Origin of the sequence: Pseudacidovorax sp. 1753, assembly GCF_040544975.1 — a bacterium.
Lineage (GTDB): Bacteria > Pseudomonadota > Gammaproteobacteria > Burkholderiales > Burkholderiaceae_C > Xenophilus.
Window position 1 is genome coordinate 1 of the sequence record NZ_JBEPKY010000040.1, and the last position, 21,874, is coordinate 21,874.

At 73.2% G+C, this 21,874-nt stretch carries 15 protein-coding genes; all 15 read right to left on the bottom strand.

Translation table 11 applies throughout. From position 1 onward, the window contains the following. Positions 1 to 1,759, bottom strand: a 1,759-nt coding sequence (locus ABIC63_RS29275; RefSeq protein ID WP_354322371.1) for a Clp protease N-terminal domain-containing protein, incomplete at its 3' end; no start/stop codon positions are given. 42 nt (positions 1,760 to 1,801) lie between these two features. Further along, positions 1,802 to 2,926: a type VI secretion system baseplate subunit TssG gene (gene tssG, locus ABIC63_RS29280; RefSeq protein ID WP_354322372.1), complete on the bottom strand. Its 1,125-nt coding sequence runs from the start codon at positions 2,924 to 2,926 to the stop codon at positions 1,802 to 1,804. Then, positions 2,923 to 4,821, bottom strand: coding sequence for a type VI secretion system baseplate subunit TssF (tssF, locus tag ABIC63_RS29285; protein ID WP_294377743.1), 1,899 nt, complete (start codon positions 4,819 to 4,821; stop codon positions 2,923 to 2,925). The genes tssG and tssF overlap by 4 nt, the downstream gene beginning before the upstream one ends. 9 nt (positions 4,822 to 4,830) lie before the next feature. Next, positions 4,831 to 5,355: a type VI secretion system baseplate subunit TssE gene (tssE, locus tag ABIC63_RS29290; RefSeq protein ID WP_234197456.1), complete on the bottom strand. Its 525-nt coding sequence runs from the start codon at positions 5,353 to 5,355 to the stop codon at positions 4,831 to 4,833. Beyond that, positions 5,348 to 6,214 carry a type VI secretion system accessory protein TagJ gene (locus ABIC63_RS29295; protein ID WP_294377747.1) on the bottom strand — a complete coding sequence of 289 codons (867 nt, stop codon included), beginning with the start codon at positions 6,212 to 6,214 and terminating at the stop codon, positions 5,348 to 5,350. Before ABIC63_RS29295 ends, tssE begins: the two co-directional genes overlap by 8 nt. Before the next feature lie 34 nt (positions 6,215 to 6,248). Beyond that, positions 6,249 to 6,803: a type VI secretion system tube protein Hcp gene (locus ABIC63_RS29300; RefSeq protein WP_294377749.1), complete on the bottom strand. Its 555-nt coding sequence runs from the start codon at positions 6,801 to 6,803 to the stop codon at positions 6,249 to 6,251. 36 nt (positions 6,804 to 6,839) lie between these two features. Beyond that, positions 6,840 to 8,804, bottom strand: coding sequence for a caspase family protein (locus tag ABIC63_RS29305; RefSeq protein ID WP_354322373.1), 1,965 nt, complete (start codon positions 8,802 to 8,804; stop codon positions 6,840 to 6,842). Positions 8,805 to 8,815: 11 nt separating this feature from the next. Then, positions 8,816 to 9,985: a hypothetical protein gene (locus tag ABIC63_RS29310; protein ID WP_354322374.1), complete on the bottom strand. Its 1,170-nt coding sequence runs from the start codon at positions 9,983 to 9,985 to the stop codon at positions 8,816 to 8,818. Positions 9,986 to 10,011: 26 nt separating this feature from the next. Further along, positions 10,012 to 10,791, bottom strand: coding sequence for a hypothetical protein (locus ABIC63_RS29315; protein WP_294377756.1), 780 nt, complete (start codon positions 10,789 to 10,791; stop codon positions 10,012 to 10,014). Between the two features lie 3 nt (positions 10,792 to 10,794). Beyond that, positions 10,795 to 12,441 (bottom strand): murein transglycosylase A, encoded by a 1,647-nt coding sequence (mltA, locus tag ABIC63_RS29320; RefSeq protein WP_354322375.1) that lies wholly within the window; start codon positions 12,439 to 12,441, stop codon positions 10,795 to 10,797. 44 nt (positions 12,442 to 12,485) lie between these two features. Continuing rightward, positions 12,486 to 14,438 carry a serine/threonine protein kinase gene (locus ABIC63_RS29325; protein ID WP_354322376.1) on the bottom strand — a complete coding sequence of 651 codons (1,953 nt, stop codon included), beginning with the start codon at positions 14,436 to 14,438 and terminating at the stop codon, positions 12,486 to 12,488. Then, positions 14,435 to 15,127: a type VI secretion system-associated protein TagF gene (gene tagF / locus ABIC63_RS29330; protein WP_294377766.1), complete on the bottom strand. Its 693-nt coding sequence runs from the start codon at positions 15,125 to 15,127 to the stop codon at positions 14,435 to 14,437. Before tagF ends, ABIC63_RS29325 begins: the two co-directional genes overlap by 4 nt. Continuing rightward, a complete protein-coding gene (gene tssM, locus ABIC63_RS29335) occupies positions 15,127 to 18,735 on the bottom strand; it encodes a type VI secretion system membrane subunit TssM (RefSeq protein ID WP_354322377.1) in 3,609 nt (1,202 codons plus the stop codon). The genes tagF and tssM overlap by 1 nt, the downstream gene beginning before the upstream one ends. Beyond that, positions 18,732 to 20,054: a DotU family type VI secretion system protein gene (locus ABIC63_RS29340; RefSeq protein ID WP_354322378.1), complete on the bottom strand. Its 1,323-nt coding sequence runs from the start codon at positions 20,052 to 20,054 to the stop codon at positions 18,732 to 18,734. Before ABIC63_RS29340 ends, tssM begins: the two co-directional genes overlap by 4 nt. 54 nt (positions 20,055 to 20,108) lie before the next feature. After that, a complete protein-coding gene (gene tssK / locus ABIC63_RS29345) occupies positions 20,109 to 21,443 on the bottom strand; it encodes a type VI secretion system baseplate subunit TssK (RefSeq protein WP_354322379.1) in 1,335 nt (444 codons plus the stop codon). Positions 21,444 to 21,874: the final 431 nt, after the last annotated feature.

The window sequence follows — 21,874 nt, forward strand, 5'->3', positions numbered from 1 at the left end:
TTCCCCCTCTGGGGGAAGGCAGGGATGGGGGCGTGTGCGCCGCGACGCATCGCGAGTGGGCGGGGCCCCCCCCCCCCCCCCCCCCCCCCGGGGGGGGGGGGGGGGGGGGGCCCCCCCCCCCCCCGCCCTCTGCAGACGCTGCAGACGCTGCCGGGCCCCCACCCCTGCCCTCCCCCAGGGGGGGAGGGGGAGGAACGTCAACGGGCTGCCCGCCGCTGCGCAGCTTGGCCCGCAGCGCCAGCAGCTCGTCCACCAGCGCCTTCTCCTGGCCCCAGCGGCCTTCGAGGTCGCCCAGGCGGTCGCGCTCGGCGGCCAGGTCGGCATTGACGGCCTGCTCGCGCTCGGCCACCTCGATGCCGATGGCCTTCTCGCGGCCGATGATCTGCAACTCGGTCTCCAGCGACTCGATGCGCTTGCGGCTGTCGTCCACCTCGGCCGGTGTGGCATGCAGGCTCACGGCCACGCGCGCGCAGGCAGTGTCCAGCAGGCTCACGCTCTTGTCGGGCAACTGGCGCGCCGGGATGTAGCGGTGGCTCAGCTTGACCGCGGCTTCCAGCGCCTCGTCCAGGATCTGCACCTGGTGGTGCTTCTCCATGGTGCTGGCCACGCCGCGCATCATCAGGATGGCCTTGCGCTCGTCGGGCTCGTCCACCTGCACGTTCTGGAAGCGGCGGGTCAGGGCCGGATCCTTCTCGATGTACTTCTTGTACTCGGCCCAGGTGGTGGCGCCCACGGTGCGCAGCGTGCCGCGCGCCAGGGCGGGCTTGAGCAGGTTGGCCGCGTCGCCGGTGCCGGCCGCGCCGCCGGCACCCACCAGCGTGTGGGTCTCGTCGACGAACAGGATGATCGGCTGCTCGCTGGCCTGCACCTCTTCGATGACCGAACGCAGGCGCTGCTCGAACTCGCCCTTCATGCTGGCACCGGCCTGCAGCAGGCCCACGTCCAGGGCCAGCAGCTTCACGTCCTTGAGGGCCGGCGGCACGTCGCCGCGGGCGATGCGCTGGGCAAAGCCCTCGACCACGGCCGTCTTGCCCACGCCGGCCTCGCCCACCAGGATGGGGTTGTTCTGGCGCCGGCGCATCAGGATGTCGACCACTTGGCGGATCTCGTCGTCGCGGCCGACGATGGGGTCCATCTTGCCGCTGCGGGCCTGCTCGGTGAGGTCGGTGGTGAACTTCTTGAGCGCATCGCCCTTGCCCATGGCGGCGGGCGCGATGGCACCGCTGTCCTCGCCCGGCGTGCCGCTTCCCATGCCGGTGCCGTCCTGCGCGCGCATCTTTCCCTCGGCCGAGGCATCGCAGATCTTGGCAAAGTTGGCAGCCAGGTCCTCGACCTTGATCTTCTCGAACTGCTTGGACAGCTGCAGCAGCGGGTTGCGCAGGCTCTGCGTCTTGAGCATGCCCACCACGATGTAGCCGGTGCGCACCTGCGCCTCGCCGAACTGCAGCGTGGCATAGGTCCAGGCGCGCTCGATGGCGTTCTCGATGTGCGGCGAGAAGTCGCTGATGGCGGTGGCGCCGCGCGGCAGGCGGTCCAGCGCAGCCGTCACGTCCTTGGCCAGCAGCGAGATGTCCAGCCCGTAGTGCTGCACGATGCGGTGCATGTCGCTCTCCTGGTTCTGCAGCAGCTGGGCGAACCAGTGCTCCAGCTCCACATAAGGATTGCCGCGCATCTTGCAGAAGACCGTCGCGCCTTCGATGGCCTTGTAGGCCAGGGGATTCAGCTTGCCGAAGAGGGCGGTGCGGCTGATTTCACTCATGGGTTTCTCCAGTAGAAGCAGAACGAACGGCGGCGCGTGTTTTCACAAGGCCACGTGGGCAGGGGCCGCCGCGGGCGCGGCGACGATGGAGGACAGGTGCGAAGGGCCGGCGATGCGCACGTCCACCGCGTGGTGCGCGCGCGGGCGGGTTCCGATCCAACTGGTCCAGCCCAGGCGCGCGCCGGCGCCCAGCTTCGTGGGCGGCACCTCGGCGCGCTGCAGCAGCAGGCGCGCGTCCCAGTCCAGCTCGCCGCCCAGCAGCTGCTGCACCCAGCGCACCAGCGGGCCGCGCGCGCTGCCGTCGGGCAGGAAGCGGCGGTACTGATCCAGCGTGAGCGGGCCCAGGTGCAGGCAGACCTTGTGCTGCCGGTCCCACACGCGGCGGCCGAGCACGGCGCCCAGGCCCAGCGTGCGCGAGGCGGTGTTGGGGTTGCTCGCGCCCAGGCGCGTGAGCTCGTCCACGGGCAGGGTCATCCAGTGGCCCACCCAGCGTTCCAGCTGCACGGGCACCTCGAAGAAGCCCGACAGCACCCGCTCCACGCCCTCGGCGCTGTGCACGCGCCGCGCGAGCCAGCCCGAGAAATGCAGGCGCGCGTCGTCCGGCACGTCGTCGCGCTGCTGCCGGGCCGCACCGCCGATGCCGACCAGCGCGCCCACGCGGTGGCGGAAAGGGTCCTCGCCCGGCCGGTCCATGCCCGGTGCGGGCCGGGCCTGCGACCACGCCCGGTAGAACTGCAGCGCGAAGCGGTGCAGGAAGGTGTCGAGGAAGGCCAGCCAGGTGCGGTCGCCATGGTTGAGCGCGCGCTCGCGGATGAAGTCCGACAGGTGCACCGGCAGCGGGCCGTTGGGGCCCACGTAGGCAAAGAAATGCTGGCGGATCAGCGGTGGCCGGCCATCGCCCTGCGGCAGCTCGAAGCGGCTGAGCCCCGCGGGCGCGAAGGCGAGCGAGGGCTCCTGCCCCACGCGCACCGGCTCGGCCGAGGGCCGCAGCGCATGGCCCCAGCGCGGGGCCGACAGGTCGGTCGCCTCCAGCCGGCGCATCAGCGCGAAGTAGTCGTAGGCCCAGGCCTGCTCGGCACGCGCGGCCAGCAACTGCGCCGCGCCCGCGCGCGCCGGCGCCGGCGTGGCCACGGCCGGGGCGGCTGCGGGTGCACCGCCGGTGCTCACAGGATCGCCCGGGTCCCGCACTGCGGCCTCCAGCGCATCAGCTCGCCGCGGCCGGCGGCGTGCAGCACGGTCTCGACGAAATGGTTGACCTCCACATGCCGCGCCAGCCAGCGCGACATGACGGCGCCGAACAGGAACACGCTGCCGCCGTGGAAGGCCGTGGGCTCCACCTCCAGCGCCACCTCCAGGCCGCGGCCGAAGGCGATCGGTCCCGGCAGCGGCAGGCGGCGCACCAGCGCGCGCGTGCGCACCGACAGCAGCCCGCGCACCTGCGCCTGGCGCGACTCGTCGGCATGCGAGGCATAGAGCTGCAGCATCTCGCGCAGCGCCGCCGCACCCTGCTGGGGCGAGCTGTCGGCCAGCGACAGGTAGTTGAGCGCCAGGTGGTCGATCACCTTCCAGCCCAGGCCTTCCTGCACCACCGGCGAGACCGGCCGCGACGGCGCCCGCAGCATGCGCACGCGCTGCACCGGGAAGGCGTCCATGCATTCGAAGTCGTTGTCGCGCCCTTGCGGCAGCAGCAGCGGCAGGTCGCGGTTGGTGACCAATGCCGACACCGCCAGCTGCCGCAGCTGCGTCGGGAAGGGCGCCTCCTGCGGATCGACGATCTGCAGGTAGACCTCCGAGCCGATGTGGCTGCTGCGGTGGCCCTCACTGCGCTGGCGCGCCGACAGCAGGCGCGGCTCGCGCGTGGTGGTGTAGTAGGCCGGGTGCACATGGCGGCTGCCGTGGAAGGCCGCATAGAAAGGCAGGAAGCGCTGCTCCTGCACGCCCTCGCCCTGCACCGTGCCGCTGTGGCCGACGACCTCGGTCACCGAGTGCACCTCGAAGTCCTGCGGCCGGGTGCGGTCGGGCAGCAGGTGGAACTGGCTGACGCCCTCGCCCACCTGCACACGGTCCAGCCGCTTGGGGAAGAGGTTGATGGCCGGCACGCAGTTCAGCCGCACGGTGTCGGGGCCGACCAGCTTCTCCAGCGCCGCGTCTCCGCGCGAGAACAGGATCACCACTTCGACCTCGGCGACCGGCATGGTCGCCAGCAGCGGTGCCAGTCCGGTGAGCCGCGCGAAGCGGAAGCGCTCTGGGCAGGCGAAGTACTCCTGCACCAGCCGGAAGCCCGAGAAGCCGGTGTGGGTGACCGGCAGCAGCGCCTCGTCGTCGTCGAAGCCGCACTCCTGCACCGTGCTGCCGGGCAGCTCGCGCAGGCCGGCTGTCGTGGCGCCGCCCGCGGGCGTGCCCAGCGGCCGCAGCCATACGGCCACCGGCCGGTTGAGCACGCATTCGTGCAACTGCCAGGCCACGTCATCCGCGCCGGCGAAGTGCAGCAGCAGCGCGTCCATGGGGATCTGGCTGAAGTTGAGCCCGGCCGTCGCCTGCAGCGTGAAGCGCAGGCCGCCGCGGATGTCGCGCGCGCGTGGATGCCGCGCCAGCGGCAGGTCCGGCGCATAGCTGAAGTACTGGGCCTGCGTGAGCGCGACGGGCCACACGCGCAGGTCCTGCCCCGTGCGGAACTCGCAGTGCGTGTTCTGGCCGCTGGCGGCCCGCGCGCGCAGGCCGCTGCCACGCGGCAGCACCGGCCCGCGGGCCAGGTTGGCGTCTTCCAGGTCGACGTCGAAGGCGCACACCGTCATGGCCGGCGTGGGGGCCAGGAAGTGCGGATGGACGATGTCCAGCAGGTGGCCGGTGAAGCGCGGGTAGTCGGCGTCGAGCTTGAGGTTGACGCGCGCGGCCAGGAAGGCCGTGGCCTCGATCAGCCGCTCCACATAGGGGTCGGCCACTTCCTGGCCTTCGAGGCCGAGGCGGTGCGCGATCTTGGGGAAGGTGCGTGCGAACTCCGACGTGCTCTCGCGGAAGTAGCGCAGCTCCTGCTCGTACAGGTTCAGCAGCCGGGGGTCCATGGTGTGCCCTCAGCGCGGTGGCGTGGCCTGCTCGATGTCGACGCGCCCTTCTTCCAGGTCGATGCGGCTTCGCATCAGGAACTCCAGCGGCACCGGCTGCGCCCACAGCATGCCGCGGATCTGCAGACCGACGCGGTTGTGGGAGTCCAGGGCCGAGCCTTCCATGACGAGTTCAACTTCCAGGGTGCGGGGCAGGATGCGGGGCTCGAACTGCAGGATTGCGTTCTTGAGCGCCTGTTCCATGCTGACACGCTGGATCGACGAGGTGAACTGGCCGGACAGCATAGGCAATCCGTAGTTCAGCACCGAGCGCGCCGCCTGCGGATGGCGGCGCTCGTCCAGGCCCCGTAGGCCGCCCGTGGCGTTGAACAGCCACGCCAGGTCGCGCAGCACCGCGGCGCGCAGCGCCTGGCGCGTGAGCGTGCGCTGGTCGTCGCCCTCGCGCTCGCGGCCGGGCTCCAGGTCCACCAGCCGGTCGAGCAGCGAGGGCTGCAGGCGCTCCTGCGCGCTCGCGATGTCGCGCGGCTCAGCCACCGGCGGCGCTGTCCTGGGCGGCGTCCACGGCGTCGCCCTGGCCGGTCTCGGCCGCGCCGGCGTCCATCACGACGTCGAACACGATCTCGCGCACGTCCATCAACGCATGCTCGCCCGCGTCGCTGCTGAAGCTGCGCTGGCCCAGGCCCGTCCACACCTCGGGCGCACGCTCCTGCCATTCGGTCTTGCGTGCCAGTTGCAGCGCGCCGTCGCTGCTGGCCTGGCTGCCGTCGTAGCGCGTGGGGATCAGGGCCAGCGCCTCGCCGCCGTTGGCGAAGGTCAGGTGCGCGGGCATCCACACGGCATCGCGCAGGTCTTCGGGCGCCTCGATCTTGACGGCCGCCAGGCGCGAGAAGGGCACCCAGTAGTAGCGCCCGTTGACGAAGGCCTCCAGCACCGGGCCCAGTCGCATGTCGCCGTCGGCCAGCCATTCGAAGGGCTGGCCGTCGAGCGTGCCCGAGGTGGCGGGGGCCGCGTCGAAGGCGCGCTCGCGCAGCTGCTCGCCGGCCGCGGCATCGCCCGCGCCGATGCGCAGCAGCGACTCCACCAGCAGCGCCAGCCATTCGTCGGGCTGACCGAAGATCATGGGTGTGCGCTTGCCGGCGAAGACCTCGGCGCGCAGGCCTTCGCAGCGGATGGCCTCGCCGTACATCTGCTTCATGGGAATGGCGGCGGCATCCATCTCGGCGGCCACGCTCAACTGGTTCAGCGCCCGCTCCCACTGGCCCAGCACGCACAGCAGCTGGGCCAGGAAGACGCGCAGCTTCATGTCGGCCGGCCTGGCGCGCACCTGCGCGGTGAGGGCGGCCAGGGCGCCGGCGGGGTCGTGGGCGGCCAGCAGTTCTTCGGGGGTGCTCATTCGGGGCTCCTTGGTGGACGGGGATCGGGGACGGTCAGCCCAGTTCGGCCATGCGGATGGCGCCGCGGCGCCCGTCGTCGAGCTGCGGGGCGGAGGCGATGCTCAGCTTGCGGTAGGCGAAGGCCAGGATCTCGCACGGAAAGCCCACGCTGCCGCCGGTCACCAGCACATAGTTGGCCAATCGGGCGTCGCTGAGCGCGATCTCCAGCGTCGACTCCTGCTCCTTCGAGGAGTCGCCGGACGCCTTGAAGCAGGACAGCACGACCTTGGCATCGCTGGCCTGCGACTTGATCAGGTTGGCGATGGACGCCGTGGCCGCGTCGCAGCGCCGCACGATCAGCATGGCGTTCATGCTCAGCTTGGACTTGGTGCCGCCCGGCGCCGCATCGGCCCGCACGGCGCTGAAGTAGCCCAGCACCGCCATGCGCTTCTTGCCATCGCCGAAGAGCCGGAGCGATTCGCCCTCGATCGGGTTGCCCTTGCTCTCGATGGTCATCACCACGTCGATGTTGTCGCTGCGGTTGAGCGAGAGTTCGAGCATGCGCAGCGCCTCGTCGGCGTCGATCTGCTGGTCCTGGTTGAATGACATGGTGTTCCTCGTGTTCCGGAAAGGGGAGATGGCGGGTCAGGGCGCCCGGGCCGCGCCCCAGCGCACGGCCACGGCCAGCACCTGCCGCTCGCGGTCGGGCCGCGCCTGGCCGCGCACGCGCAGGTCCGCCAGCGGGGCGGCGCCCGACAGGCCGAACAGGCGCGGCGCGCTCTGCGGCAGTGCCGGGCTGGCCACCACCAGCAGCCGGCCGGCCCCGCCCGCGGGCAGGTCGAAGCGCTTCATGGCGGGCGACTGCGGCTGGCCGCGCTCGAAGCGGTTGGCCTCGCCGGCCTCGCCCGGGTAGACGGACCACAGGCCGCCCTGCGCGTCCAGGGCCAGCACGGCCAGGTCCAGCGAATGGCCGCTGGCGTTGCGCACCAAGAGGCGCAGGCGCTGGCCCTCGGCCGGCGCGAGCACGCTGTCCACCGGCACGGGCCGGCTGGCCACCAGGCGCTCGCCTTCCCAGGTCTCGATGGCCAGGTCCAGCCCATCCACGCGGCGGCCGTCGGCCAGTTGCTGCAGCCGCTCGAACCACTTGAGCTGGGCCATGAGCTCCAGCCGCCGGCGCACGGCGGCATCGCTGGTCAGCGGCGGCGGCGCGGGCACGGCACCCGTCCAGCGCGCCGCGTCGGCCGACAGCGGGGACAGCCGCTGGCCCGCGCGGCCGGCCGGCGCCCACAGCAGGTCGGCGTCGCCATCGACCGACTCGATGGCGGCCGGATAGTCCAGGTTGATGCCGGCGGGCAGGGCCCGGTCGGCGCGCACGCGCAGCACCAGCGAGGGCGGCGGCTCCACCGGTGCGACGCTCCAGAGCGCGCCGCCGGCGGCGTCCTGCAGGGTGTCGGGCACCGCCAGGCGCGATTGGGCGAGCGTGGCCTCCTGCAGGCGGGCCGTGGCGCTGCGGGCGCTGCCGTCGGGCAGCACGGCCGTGACCGTCACCGGCTGCTGCGCCTCCAGCCCGTCGAGCAGGCCGGCGTCCAGCGACAGGCTGGCGCCGGCGCGCTGCGCGGGCCAGGCCGGCTGGGTGCTGCGGGGGCGGCTGCTGTTGTCGAAGAGGGGCAGGTCCAGGCTGCCCTCGGCCACCGGCGAGGGCAGCTCGCGCTGCGGAAAGCGCTGCTCCAGCTCGTCGATGACCGGCGGGTAGGCCGCCAGCGCGTCGTTGAAGAGTTCGCGCCAGGTGGCGGGACGGCGCTGCAGCCCCTGGGCCAGGGCCCAGGTGAGCAGTCCGTGCGGACGGGCCTGCCGATCGCCGCGCGGCAGGCGCAGCTCGGGCGTGACCTGGTGGCTCTCCGAAGCGAAGAAGGCCACGTATCGGGCACGCGGCACGGCGGCGGTAGCCGGCGCGGCGGGCAGAGGGGGGACCGCGGCGCCATCGCCGCCGGTCAGCTGTTCGGGTCGCACGCCGCGCCAGCGCACCTCGTCGTCCGGCGGGCCGGGGTCGGGGGTGTCGATGGCACGGGTGCTGCGGGTCATGGAGGCGGCCGAACAGGTGTCGAACACCGCCCACACGAAGACGCCACGCGAGAGGAAGGCCTGGATCCAGCCGTCCACGTCGACGTCGCGCACGCCGCCGTTCAGAGCGCGGCCTGCGCCGATGGTTCCCCGCACGTCGCGCGCCAGGAAGTTCTCGGCCAGGCCGTCGGGCTCCTGGTAGCGCTTGGCCGTGTCGCGCAGCCGCGTGCCATGGCCCGAGAAGTACAGCAGCACGAAGTCGCCCTGGCCCGAGCGGGCCAGCAGCTGCTGCAACGCCTGGCCGATGGCGCGGCTGTCGGGCGGCTGCGCGCCGGGCACGCCGTCGGCCAGCGTGGCGATGTCGGCCGGCGCGAAGCCCTGCTGCTGCAGCACCTCGCGCATCAGCAGCACGTCGTTGCGCGGGGCCTGCAGCCACAGGTTCTGGGGCTGGAAGGGCAGCTCCGAGACGCCCACCAGCAGCGCGCGCTGCACGGCCGTGGCCGGCAGCGCAGCCGATGCGAGTAGGAGCAGCAGGACCAGACGGCGCATGGGGACGGCTTTCAGGGCAGCTCGACCGCTTCCACCAGCGGCGAGGAGCGCAGCACCGCCAGCCCGTCCTGCGGCTGCAGCAGCCGCAGCGACCAGCGGCCCTGCCCGTCCGGCCCGGCGACGGCCTGGGCACCGGCCGTCTGCAGCAGGCGCGTGGCCTCGGCCATGTCGGTGCCGGGCTTCCAGCGCACCCGCGCGTCGGCCTGCGGCGCGGCGGGGGCCGTGGGCGGCGCATCGCGCAGGCGCATGGCGTCGTCGTCGCTGCCGTGCAGGGCGGGCAGCAGGCCGGCGTTCTGCACCACGAGCACCAGCGCAAGAACGGCCAGGGCCGGGCCCCAGGTGCCGCGGAAGCCGCCGCCCCCGCCCAGGCGGCGCAGGAAGCGCCCGAGCGGGCCGGCGTCATCCTCGCGGCCGCCGTTGCGTGCCTGGCCGCCCGCCGGCGACGCCGCGGAACGCGCCTGCGTGCGCCCCGCCAGCGCGGCCGGCGCCGCCGACTGCGCCAGCCGCCGCGCGGCCTGCTGGTAGAGCACCTGGTAGTCGGCCCGCGGATCGCCCTCGGCCGCCAGCGGCGTGCCGGTGAGCACCGTGAAGCAGCCGGCCACGTCACGCAAGGCGATCTGTCCCGGCGCGGGCGGGGTGGCGGGCACGGCGCCCGCGGGGGCGCCCACGCGCTGCGCCGCCCATTCGTCGGCCACGGCGCGGATGGCCGCCAGCCGCGTGGCCGACAGCTCGCCCAGCACGCGCGCGCACAGCGGCGGCGCGGGCACCAGCGTGACCGGGTTCCAGGCCTGCACCACGCCGAACAGCGGCTCGAAGGGCTCGTCCTGAGGCTCCAGCAGCACGTCCCAGGCACCGGCCCAGTCGGCCTCGCCCGCGGCCAGCCAGCCCTGCCAGCGGCCGTCGGGCAGTAGGCGGTCCAGCAGCACGCCCAGCAGGCGGCCCTCGCACAGCACCGACAGCAGCCGCCCGGGCGCCCAGCGCGCGCCGAAGCCGCGGGCGGCCAGGGCCTCGCGGCGGCGGGCCAGCTCGGTCAGCGGCAGCAGCAGGTCGGCGGACGTGGGCATGCCGGCGTCCACGCCCGCGTCCTCGCGCGCCGGGCCCGCGGCGGGGCGGCGCGCCGGCGGGCCTTCCAGCGTGCTGCGGATGTGGGCCAGCGGGGGCCAGAGGTCGAGGGGGCGCATGGCATCCGTCCTGATGGTCTATGTCGTCAGGAGGAGGACGCCTCAGCACCGAGGATTTCGAAAACCGCCCCGATCGCGTCCATGTTGCCGGGCTCGATGGCGATGCCCAGGGTCTGCGCGATCCAGCCGCCCAGCAGGGTGCGGCCGTAGTCCGCCGGCAGCGATTCGCGCCGGTGCACCAGGCCCAGCCTTCCGGCGCGGTAGTGGTAGGAGGCGATGGCATGGCGCGCGGCCACGCCCGACAGCGGCGCCTCGCGGCCGAAGCCTTCGCACAGCAGCAGCCGCTCGGGCTCACCCAGGCCGGCGATGAAGCGGCGCGCCGCCTCGGCCACGCCGGCCATGCTCAGGCCGTGCTCGGCCAGGCAGCCGGCGGCATCGCCCGCGGCGCCACGGTGGCCGCGCAGGTGCGCGTCGAGCTGCTCGTCGCTCACCTCCTCGCCCAGCGACAGCTTGCGGCGGAAGCTGGTGGCCCGCGTGCAGTCGATCAGGTAGCGGCGGAAGTAGGCGCACAGGGCGAAGGCGGTGGACGGGGCGCTGTGCGCGGCGCGGTCGGGGACGCTGGCGCCGCCCTCCTCCTCGCCCTCCTCCGGGTCGGCGTCGAGCCGCAGCACCTTGAGGTAGATGAACTGCGCCACCAGCTCCTGCCTGCCCTCGCCCAGGGCCTTGAGTTCCGGCGGATGGCAGTCGCCCAGGGCCGTGCCGACGATGCCGTACATGCGCCCCATCTCGTGCGGCGCCAGCGTCTGCCGGCGGCGCCACAGGCGCACCAGCTCCGCGCTGTCTTCGGACGAGAGGGTGTTCTGCATGGCCTACTGGTCATCCGCGCAGGTGTCGTCGTCCGGCACGACGCAGTTCGCCAGGCTGGCGCCGCGCGTGCGCACCGAGCCGCCGCCCGTCGTGGCCGCAGCCACCGTCAGCCCGCGCGGCAGCAGCAGCCAGAGCTGGCCGCGCTCCTTCATGCGGCGCGCCTGGTTGGCGGCCTGGCGGCCGTTGCCGAAGAAGTAGTCGGCCCGCACCGCGCCGCGGATGGCACCGCCGGTGTCCTGCGCGATGGTCAGCCGCTGCATGGGCGTGCCGCTGCCGGGCTGGCGCGTGGAGACGAAGACCGGAAAGCCCAGCGGCGCACTGCGTGGATCGACCGCGATGGAGCGGCCCGGCTGCAGCGGCACGCCCAGCGCGCCGACCGGCCCGTCGGCGCTGGTGGGCACTTCCTTGAAGAAGACGTAGCTCGGGTCCTGGATGCCGGTGCCGGTGGCGGCCGCCGCCGGCGTGCGCTGGCCGGGCACGGCCACGGGGCCGCTGCGCGCCGGCAGCGCCAGCGCGAAGCCGCGGGTGCGCACGGTGCTGGTGTCGGTCTCGTCGGCGTCGTCGTCGTCGACCTCCAGCTCGACGGCCGAACCGCGGGTGCGCACGGCCGTCTTGGCCTTGCCGTTGGCCGCCTTGGCCAGCGTGGGCCGGAAGGGCTGGCCGTTCTGCTCGGCATAGCCCACGCGCACCGTCTGGCCGTCGGGCAGGCGGATGCGGCCCGAGCCCTGCACCTGCATCTCGTACAGCTCGGTGGCGCTGCGCACGAAGGCCAGCACCTTGGCATTGGGCACGCCCAGGCGCTCGATCTCGGCGCGCGTGTAGTAGGGCACCAGCTGGCGGCCGTCGACGCGCAGGCGGGCCTTGCGGTCCACCGTGTCGCGCGTGATCTGCGACAGGTCCAGCGCATACAGGCCCGGCGCGCCCATGTCGCGCGTCGACAGGCCCTGCTGCACCACCACGTTGCGGCCGTTCAGCCGCGCGGCCACGGTGCCGTTGCCGGCGGGCAGGCGGCGCGTGTCGAGGAAGAGCATGTCCTCCGGCTGCGCATAGACCGGGTAGATGAAGGGCGGCGTGTAGCTGCGGTTGCCTTCGATCTCGGGCTCGAAGTAGCCGGTGACCACGCCGTCGGGCCGGCGGTCGTCGTCACGGATCTGGTAGGCCGCGAACTCGCTTTCGTAGAAGCTGCGGATGGCCGGGTTGCTGGCGCCGTCCACCTGGCGTGCGCGCGCGCACACCTGCTGCCACTGCTGGCCGCGGCGCACCAGCACCTTGCAGCTGTCGAGGAAGGCCGACCAGCTGTCGACGAAGTCGTCGCGCTGCCAGCCGGGCACCACGTCGAAGGGCGTGGCGGTGTAGGTGGCCAGCTGGGTCGAGAAGGTGCGCGCCTGGCCGGCCACGCTGCCGCCGGTGCGCGGCGGCGGGGCCGGGACGGCCACGGGCGGCGGTGCCGGCGGGGCCAGCACGATGGGCGGCTGCGGCGCCGCCACCGGCGCGGGTGGGGGCGGCGGCGGAGGGGGCGGCGTGGCACAGCCGGCCGCCAGCAGCGCCGCCAGCGTCAGTGCGGCGGTGCCGGCCAGGGACGCGGCACGGGGGCCGCCGCCAGGCGCGCGCGCCTCACGGGACGGGGGAATCGGGGCCAGGGCTTGCATGGATCACTCCTTCGGTTCACGCGCGTGGAAGACCATGAAGACGATCACTTCTCGACGATCTTGAAGCTCCCCACGCCGTAGGCGTCGGCACAGCCGGCGCTTTGCGGACAGACGGGCCGGCCCAGCAGCACGGTGGCGGCAGGGCCGGGGTTGGCGGCTTCCATCGCGACCAGGCCGGCGGCCGGGAACTGCGGGAAGACGCCTTCGTTCTTCATGCCGGCATCGCTGAAGTCGCGTTCGCGCTCGCTCACCACCACGGCGAAGTGGTTGGTGCCGGGCGGGCCGCCCGCCTCCATGGGCCAGGAGGCGCGCGGCAGGGCCAGCGCGGTGTTGGCCGTGATGCGGTTGTGGCGGTCCAGCAGGTTGGGAAAGAGCTGGAACAGCTCGCCCCCGCTGGCCAGCAGGAAGACGTAGACGAAGCCGTCGCGGTTGCTGCGCACGTCGAAGGCCAGCTTGTCCTTGCCGATGCTCACCTCCGGCTTGCGGGCCGTGGCGGTGACGTCGAAGCCCGGCGTGGCGCCCACCGACAGGGCCTGCAGCGATTCGAGCGGCGTCTTCGGCGCGACGCGTGGCGGCGGGGCGGGTGGCGCGGGGGCCGGGCTGGGCGCGGCAGCGGGCGCATCGGCCACCGGGGCCTGGGCCACGGCGGAAGGCGGCGGTGGCGCAGCGCCATCGCCGCGCCCGCTCCACCACAGCGCCGCGCCCGCCGCGACGGCCAGCGCCGCCACGCCGCCGATCACGGGCACGAGCTTGGAGCGGCCCGCCCCGCCGTCGGCCGCAGCCGGTGCAGGCGCGGGCCGGGGTGGCTGCGTGCGCGCGGCGGCCGGCGTGCGGGCCACGGCCGGGGCCGCGCCGCCGGCCGGTGCGCTGCGCGTGGCGGCGATGGTGGTCGTCTCTTCCAGGCCCAGTTGCTGGCGGAACTCGGCCATGGACTGCGGCCGGCCCTCGGGCCGCACCGCCAGGCCGGCGTCCACCGCGGCCAGCACGGCCGGGCTGTAGCGCTGCAGCAGCTGTTCGTTGCCGGCCAGCGGCACGTAGCTGTCGCTCAGGATGCGGGCCACCGAGGGCGGCGGCGCCCGGCCGCAGATGGCCACGTGCATCACGGCCGCCAGGGCGTAGACGTCGGTCCACGGGCCCTGCTTCATGTCGGGCATCTCGGCGTACTGCTCCACGGGGGCGTAGCCGGGCTTGAGGATGACGGTGATGGCCTGCGTCTTGTCGCTGATCACGCGGCGCGCGGCGCCGAAGTCCAGCACCACCGGCCGGCCCGAGCCTTCGAGCAGCAGGATGTTGTCGGGCGCGATGTCGCGGTGGAAGCAGTTGGCCGCATGCATCACGGCCAGGGCCTGGCTCACGCCGTCCATCACGCGCAGCAGCCAGCCCTCGTCCACGCCGGCCGGGATGTCGGCCAGCGCCTGGCGCAGCGTGTCGCCGCGGTAGAAGGGCATCACCATGTAGGTGGTGCCGCGCTCCTGCCAGAAGCGGTAGACCTTCAGCAGCGAGGGATGGTCGAACTGCGCCAGCAGCCGCGCTTCGTTGATGAAGGAGCGCATGCCCAGGTCGAAGGTCTCGCGGTGGCGCTCCGACAGCGGCATGATGGTGCCGTCCCCGGTGCGGGTGGCCAGCGAGGTGGGCAGGTATTCCTTGATGGCGACCACGCGCTCCAGCGTGTGGTCCCAGGCCTCGTAGACCACGCCGAAGCCACCCTGGCCGATGAGCCGGGTGATCTCGAATTCGGCGATCACGCTGCCCGGCGGCAAGGTGCCGGCATCGCCGCCGCCCGCAGGCGCGGCACCGGTGCCGGTGCGCGGCTGGGTGGGCGACAGGATGCTGCCGGTGACGACCCGCGTGGCGTCGCCAGCCGGCGCGACGCCACCCGTGATGACACGGGTCGCATCGCCTGCAGCGGCGCCGGTGACCACGCGCGTGGCCTCGTCGGGGCCGGGCGCGCCGCCGCCGAAGACGCGGGTGGGTTCGTCGGGGCGGGGATCGCTCATTGCGCCGCTCCCTGCACAGCGCCTTCGGCCGGATCGTCGAAGCCGAAGAGCAGGTCGAACCGGGCGCCGCGCGGCAGGCCGGCCACGGTCAGCACCTGGGCCCCGGCGGCGCCGGCCTCCGGATGGGTGAGCCACAGCGACTGCCCATGCGAGACCGCACCCGGACCGGCGGCGGCGCCTTGCCCCTCGCCCGCCGCAGGCGCAGGCGCGGCACCGCCAGCAGCGGCGGGGGACGTCCGGCCGCCCAGCGCCGCCAGCAGGGCGTCGACGGCGGCCGCATCCAGGTCCTGCTCCAGCGACTGCAGCGCGGCCTGCGTGGCGTCCTGCCACCAGGCGGCCACGGCCTGCCAGTCGCCTGGCTGCAGCCCGCCGTCACGCAGACGGCCGGCGATGGTGAAGGGAAAGTAGCGCCCCACGCCATCCACCGAAGGCATCATCACGCCGATCCATCCCGCCTCGCCGGCCACGCCCGGCGCGAGCACGAAGAACCACAGCGGCCCTTCGAGGTAGCGCTCGCGCCATTCGCCTTCATGTCGCAGGCGCAGCTGCATCAGCCCCTCCTGCAGCCAGCCGTCCCAGGCCTCGCGGAAGTCCGCAGGCAGGCGCCGGTGGGCGAAGTCGCCGATGCCCGGCAGCTTGCCGAACCAGCCCGGCAGCGTCTGCGGCTCGGCCAGGAAGTGCGCCGCCATCAGAGGCCCTCCGGGCAGGAGAACTCGCGCAGCTCCTTCATCCGGATCGGATGCTGCACGCTGTTGGTCGTGACCTCGAAGCGCGCGCGACGCGCATCGAGCTGGAAGGTGATGAAGAACTTCTCCGGCCCGTCGCCCGAGGCCAGCTGGCCGCGGTCGAGCATCTTGAACAGCGCCCACGGCCCTTCGGTGACCTGGCCCGAGGTGCCGCCCGAGGTGGGCGGCGCGATGGTCAGGCGCACCTGGTTGGTGTTGCGCGGCCCGGGCCACTGCACGGTCATCGGCACGATGGGGCCGTGCGCGTACTTGACCGTCTGACCATCGACGTCGAGCGAGAAGCTGGTGATGCCCGCGTCCATCTCCACCGGCCTGAAGTCCAGCCGCATGCCCGGCGTGCGGCCGCCGCCGCGGAAGAACACCTGCTTGATGACGTCCGCGCGCTCGAACTGCTGCAGTGCCGCCGGCGAGATGGCGCCCTGCTCGGCGATGGGCCGGTAGCGCCACGGCCGGCGGCTGGTGTCCACCAGCTGCGCCAGCTTCTTCTGGAAGAAGTCGTCCATCAACCCGCCGGGGCCGAACATCTGGCCGAAGTCCTCGGGCAGCACGTCGCGGTTGCTGCTTTCCACGAAGGGATAGCGGCCGGCGATGGCGCGCTGGCAGAACTCGGTGACCGGGCGCAGGTCCTGGCTGAGATTGCCGCGCTCGGCCACGCGGGCCTGGGCGGCGCCGGTGCTGCTGAGGTTCTCGACCATCGAGCGCACCGGCTCGGGCAGCCGGCCGGCGTCGGACTTGAGCTTGCCGGCCACGTCGCCGGGCGGCGGCGCGCTGCGGCTCTTGACGGCCGTGTCCACCGCCGTGAGATAGACGTAGACCTCGTTGAAGAGCTTGAGCGCGTCGTCGATGGGCGCGGGCTGGCCCGGCGCTGCGGGCGTGACCAGCCGGCGCAGGCTCTCGAAGCGGTCGTCCACGATGGACTCGATGCTCTTGCCCACCGGTACCGCGCGCTGCGCGTCGCTGCCACTGCCGCCGAACAGCTCCTCCAGGCCCTTGCGCGTGTTGCGCACCGTCTCGGCGGCCTTGCCGACGGCGGACTTGTCGTCCTTGGCCGGCGTGAGCGTGGTCTGCTTGACCACCGCGCGCAGGAAGTTGGCCAGCGGCGAATCCACGCCCGAGACGATGCGGGCGATGTCGATGTTCTTCTCCAGCCCGCCGGCGCGGATCAGGCGCACGTCGGCCAGCAGGGCCTGCCACAGGCGTGCGTATTCCTCCAGGTAGAGGCGGCGCACGCGGTCGGTGAGCTGGCCCAGCGCCGCGGCGTCGCGGGCGCGGTCGGCGGCGCTCTTCTCCTGACCGAGCACCCACGGGTCTTCGGCCGCGAGCTGGCCGGTCACGAGCACCACGGCGTTCTGGAAGCGCTGGTGGTAGCCGTCGTAGGTGAACAGGCCCGGCACGCCCTCGGTCAGCGGCTTGCCGCTGGGCCGCTCGAACACCAGCGGCGCCGAAGGACCGGCGGCCTGGGCCACGGTGAAGTCGGGCATGTCCTTGCCCAGGCGCTGGCGCTTGAGGCGGCTGAAGATGCGCTGCTCGGGTGGGTAGCTGGCCAGCAGGCCACGGGTGCTGCGCACCAGGTTCTCGTCCATGGGCAGCGGCGAGCGCGGCGGGCCCTGGGCGATCAGGAGGTCGAGCTGGTCCTCCAGCATCCTGCGGCGCTCGGGCGGCACGCCGCGGTCCAGCGTGCGCTCCCAGTCCAGCGTGATCCAGGCCTTGAGCGCCTCGGGGTCGAAGTGCTCGGGCTGGTGGATCATGAGGTAGCTCTTGAGCGCCTCGTACAGGTACTCCAGGTTGTCGCGCGGGGCGCTGCGCAGCTGGTCCTCGATGCGGCGCGCCAGCTGCGGCAGGAAGGCCTCGTTCAGCGCGCGCTGGTGCGCGGCCTGGGCGGCGGCGTCCATCTTGTCGCCCTGGTAGAGGCCCAGCGTCATCAGGAAGGGCGTGTCGCCCTCGCGGTTGACCGGCGTGCGCCACACGTCGCGCAGGCTGCCCAGCACCGGCGCCATGTCGATGGGGCTGCTGGCCTGCGTCGGCAGCGTGGCCAGCGACTGGCGGGTGGGCTCCAGCTTGGCCTCGACCGACTTCAGGTACTCGGCATTGCGCCAGGCCGACCAGCCCCAGCCGGCCAGCAGCGCCAGCGTGACCAGGCCCATGGCCGAGACGCCGGCCAGACGCTGCAGATGGCGCTTGCGCTCCAGCTTGACGTCGGCGCCGGCCAGGCGCTGCTCGGGAAACACCACGTCCTTGAGCAGCGTGGTGAGGAAGTAGCTGCGCCCGCTGGACTTCTGCGGCGCCAGGATGGCGCGCTCGATGCCGAAGCTGCGCGCCAGGCTGCCCATCACGCGGTCGATGGGGCTGCCCTCCTGCGTGCCGCTGGTGAAGTACACGCCGCGCACCCACGGCGGCTGGGCGAAGCGCGAGCCGGTGAAGACCTGGTCCAGCAGGTCCGCGAGCAGCGGGCCCACGGTGGCGAACTGCGCCGGGAAGCCGAAGATGGCGCCGCGGCGGGTGCCGTCGGTCTCCTGCTGCATGCGCTCGATGAGGCCGTTGTTGACGCGGTCGTGCAGCAGCGAGAACTCGCGCTGGAAGGGCTGCAGCAGGCCGTGCTCGGCCAGATGGCTGCCTTCGTCGGGACCCAGCGTGAAGCCGAAGACCTGCGCCCGCTGCTCCTTGCCCAGGTCGGCAAAGTACTCGGTGAAGCCGTAGAGCAGGTCGCTCTTGGTCACCAGCACGTACACCGGCAGGCGGGTGGTCAGGCGCTCGTCCAGCTCCAGCAGGCGCGCGCGCATCGATGCCGCCAGCGCGCTGCGCGCCTCCAGGCCCTGGCCCAGCAGGTCGGCCACGCTCACGGTGAGGAACACGCCGTTGAGCGGCCGGCGCGGGCGGGCCTTCTTCAGCAGGTTGAGGAAGCCGTCCCAGGCGCTCTTGTCCTCGGCGGCATGGCTGTCCTGCGTGGTGTAGCGGCCGGCGGTGTCGATCAGCACCGCCTCGTCGGTGAACCACCAGTCGCAGTTGCGGGTGCCGCCCACGCCGCGGATGGCGCCGGCGCCGAACTTCTCGGCCAGCGGGAACGAGAGGCCCGAGTTGACCAGCGCCGTGGTCTTGCCCGAGCCCGGCGCGCCGATGAAGACATACCAGGGCAGGTCGTAGAGGTAGCTGCCGCCCGACAGCGACAGCCAGTCGCGCCAGCCGGGCTTCCTGCCGGCGGCGGTGAGGCGCATCTTCTTGAGCGTGGCGATGGCCTCGCCGAAGCGGTCGGCCAGCACCTGCTGCTCGCCGTTGCCGGGGGCGTCGGCCTTGGCGGCGGCCGGCGCCTTCATCAGGCCGTCGGTCAGCGCGCGGCTCGCACGACGCACGCGCCAGCGGCGGATGGCCAGGCGCAGCAGCACCAGCAGCACGATCGCGCCGATGAGGATGGCGCGCGCGAGTTCGCTTTCGAGCGGCACCAGCGCGCCGATCTTGATCAGCGGGCCGATCCACCAGATCAGCAGGCCCAGGATGGCCAGGGCCACCACGGTGAGCAGCACCGGGTGGAAGATGAACTTGAAGACAGCCTTCATTTCGCCACTCCTTCGGGCGAAGCGAGCAGCACGATGTCCACGCGCCGGTTGCGCGCCCGGTTGGCGGGCGTGTCGTTGGCGGCGACGGGCTCGGCGTCGGCCTTGCCCTCGGCCTTCATGCGGGCCGGGTCGACCAGCGGCGTGAGCGCCTGACGCACGGCCTCGGCCCGCGCGGTGGACAGGTGCCAGTTGGAGGGATAGCGCAGCGAGCGGATCGGCTGGCTGTCGGAATGGCCGGTGATCAGCACCTCGCCCTTGACCTCGGCCAGGGCCTGGCCGATGCGCACCAGCACCGGCATGGCCTGCGCCATCGGCTCGGCACTGCCGGAGCCGAAGAAGGCATCGCCGCGCAGCCGCACCGTGCTGCGGTCGGCCTCGTCGGTGACGGTCACCAGGCCCTGCTTGACCTCGGCCTCCAGGAAGCGCGCGAGCCGCGGCGACTTGGCGGGCACGGGCGCGGGCGGCGGCACCAGCTGGGTGTTGGGCAGGCGCAGGCCCGCCACGCGCGACCAGGTGGTGTCGGACAGGTTGCCCAGCCACAGCCGCAGGCCGAACCACACCAGCGCCAGCAGCAGCAGAAAACCGGCACCGACCACCCACAGCGGCACCGACTCGCGCAGCCGCGCGCTGCCGCCACCGGCGCCCTGCCAGTGCGGCGACAGGGCCGGCTCCAGCGGCGGACGGTCCTTGCGGATCAGGTCGGCCAGGCGCTGGCGCACCGAGTCCAGCTGGGCGCGGCCGTTGTCGACCACGCGGTAGCGGCCCTCGAAGCCGAGGGCCAGCACGCTGTAGATGAGTTCGAGCAGCTGGCGGTGCGTGGGCACGTCCTGCGCCAGGCGGGCCAGCAGCTGGAAGACCTTCTCGCCGCCCCAGGTCTCGTTGTGGAACTGCACCAGCAGGCTCTGCTTGTTCCAGCCGCCCGACACGCCCCAGGGCGTGTTGGCCACGGCCTCGTCCAGCGCGGTGCACAGCACGTAGCGGGCGGCCAGCACGGTCTCGTTGCTGGCGCCGGCGCGGCGCGCGTCGGCCTCGAACTGCTGCACCGCCTGCGCGGCCGAGGCGCGCAGCGCGCCCACGTCGGGCGGCTGCACCAGGTTGCGCAGCTTGCCCATGAGCACCAGCAGCCGGCCGGCGGCCGACACCAGCGGATTGAGCAGGCCCAGGTCGCCCAACTCGGTGGGCGGCGGCTCGGCCCCTGGGGAGGAAGGCGGCGGCATCATCGGCGGCGGCGCATTGCCGCCCGCACCGGGCGTGCGCGGCTTGGGCTTGATGACGGTGCGTTCGGACTCGAAGGCCGCGAAGGGATCAGGCGTGCTCACGAGGGCCTCCAGAGAGCATTCGGCTACGCGAAGCGAGCAGGAAACGAGGGGCTGTCATCGGACCGCCCAGAAGGCCAGGTCGAGACCGGGGAAATCGCCCGCGATGTGCATCGCCATGCCGCCCGAGGCCTCCAGCTGGCGCCACAGGTCGCTGCCCTTGGTCTCCAGCTCGAAGTAGTTGGCGCCGGCATGGAAGGGGATCTGCCGCGGCGCCACCGGCAGCGGCGTGAGGGTCACGCCCGGCAGCTGCAGGTTGACCAGGTCGCGGATGCGCTCGACCGGACCGATCTTGACCTGCGTGGGAAAGCGCGCCCGCAGCGCATCGCCGGGCAGCTGCGACTGCACGGCCAGCACGAAGGTGGCGTTGCGCTGCAGTTCCACGTCGGGGATCAGCGCGACGCGCACGCCGTGCTTGCGGTCGTGCAGCTCGATGCGGATGGCCGACTGCTCCAGCACCATCGACAGGCTGCGGCGCAGGTCGTCCATCAGCGGACGGAAGCTGGCCTCCAGGTCGTCGTGCACATAGGGCGGCAGGCGCAGGGCGCGGCGGCTGTCGCGGAAGGTGCCCAGGTCGCCGGCCAGCTCCAGCGCCTGCTCGTAGAAGCGCAGCGGATGCAGCAGCGGCCCGCGTGCGAAGTGCGCGAACACCGGCTCGTGGCGGTTGACGGTCTGCAGCAGCATGAAATCGGCGATCTCGGCCACGCCGCCGGTGCCGCCCTGGGTCATGCGGCCGGCCAGGGCATCGGCGCGCTGGCGCAGCAGGCCGAGCAGCTCGTCCACCCAGCCGCGGATGACGGCATGGGCCGCCACGTCCAGCAAGGGCGGGACCCAGCCGCGGTGCAGCGAGAGCTGGTTGTCGGTGCGGCGCTCGACGACGCGGGCGACCGAGAGCGTGGTCCACGCATCGGTGGCCTCGCCGGCACGCATCAGCCGGGTGTGCAGCGCGCCCAGCTGCAGCAGCGCGGTGCGCTCGCCGGCGGTGTTGGCGTCGGGCACCTCGGACTCGAGCACGCGGTGGCGCACCAGCTCGTCCTCGTCGCCGCTTTCGGCGTTGGATTCCCGCGCGCCCGCGCGGCGCACGGGCAGGGCCAGCACGATGGCCTCGTCGCGCAGGTTGGCCGGCACGTCGATGGGCTCGGGCAGCGGGTCGACGGCCGGCATGTCGAAGGGGGTGCCGTCGGCGAAGACGCCCACGGCGCGGGTGAGCGCGAGCTTGCCGAGCGAGAGCGCCGCGGCGTCGATGTCGAGCGCCGCGAAGCCCCAGCCGCAGGACGCCGTGCCACGCAGCAGCAGGTGGCGCGCATGGTCTGCGTGGCGCTCGGCCTGTTGCAGGTGCTGCGGCTGCAGCAGCATGCCTTCGCTCCAGACCACTTTCGATCGCCAACTCATCGCGCGCACGCTCCTTCCAAACGACAGGGCTGCACCGCCCGGGCTTCTTTCTTCATCCCGGGCCGGGACGCGGGCGGGGCGCTCGGAACCTCGATGCGGCAAGCGAGGTGCAGTGTCCCGGGGGCGCCGGGCGCGGCAAATCCATCGGACGGAATAGGCGGGGGGCGGGACTCGTCCGAAGGGCCTAGTACGCCGGGGCGCTTGTGGGGCGCTCGGGGTTGATCGGGCGGTTCGGTCCGTTCGGTCCGTTCGGTCCGTTCGGGCGGTTGGGCGGCTGGGCGGCTGGGCTTGCGGGGTACTAACCCGGCAGAGGGCACCGGCATGCGCGCTCCCGGTGCACGCTCGCGCTGACCGGCTTGCCTCACCGGACGGGTGCCCGCTTTCCACCGACGCGCTTGGGGCACTGCACGGCGCCGCGAATGGCACCTCCG

Excerpts from the sequence above, each read along its gene's own strand:
- tssF (WP_294377743.1), bottom strand. The coding sequence starts at position 4,821 with ATGGACCCCCGGCTGCTGAACCTGTACGAGCAGGAGCTGCGCTACTTC.
- ABIC63_RS29295 (WP_294377747.1), bottom strand. The coding sequence starts at position 6,214 with ATGAGCACCCCCGAAGAACTGCTGGCCGCCCACGACCCCGCCGGCGCC.
- ABIC63_RS29300 (WP_294377749.1), bottom strand. The coding sequence starts at position 6,803 with ATGTCATTCAACCAGGACCAGCAGATCGACGCCGACGAGGCGCTGCGC.
- ABIC63_RS29305 (WP_354322373.1), bottom strand. The coding sequence starts at position 8,804 with ATGCGCCGTCTGGTCCTGCTGCTCCTACTCGCATCGGCTGCGCTGCCG.
- ABIC63_RS29310 (WP_354322374.1), bottom strand. The coding sequence starts at position 9,985 with ATGCGCCCCCTCGACCTCTGGCCCCCGCTGGCCCACATCCGCAGCACG.
- ABIC63_RS29315 (WP_294377756.1), bottom strand. The coding sequence starts at position 10,791 with ATGCAGAACACCCTCTCGTCCGAAGACAGCGCGGAGCTGGTGCGCCTG.
- mltA (WP_354322375.1), bottom strand. The coding sequence starts at position 12,441 with ATGCAAGCCCTGGCCCCGATTCCCCCGTCCCGTGAGGCGCGCGCGCCT.
- ABIC63_RS29325 (WP_354322376.1), bottom strand. The coding sequence starts at position 14,438 with ATGAGCGATCCCCGCCCCGACGAACCCACCCGCGTCTTCGGCGGCGGC.
- tagF (WP_294377766.1), bottom strand. The coding sequence starts at position 15,127 with ATGGCGGCGCACTTCCTGGCCGAGCCGCAGACGCTGCCGGGCTGGTTC.
- tssM (WP_354322377.1), bottom strand. The coding sequence starts at position 18,735 with ATGAAGGCTGTCTTCAAGTTCATCTTCCACCCGGTGCTGCTCACCGTG.
- tssK (WP_354322379.1), bottom strand. The coding sequence starts at position 21,443 with ATGAGTTGGCGATCGAAAGTGGTCTGGAGCGAAGGCATGCTGCTGCAG.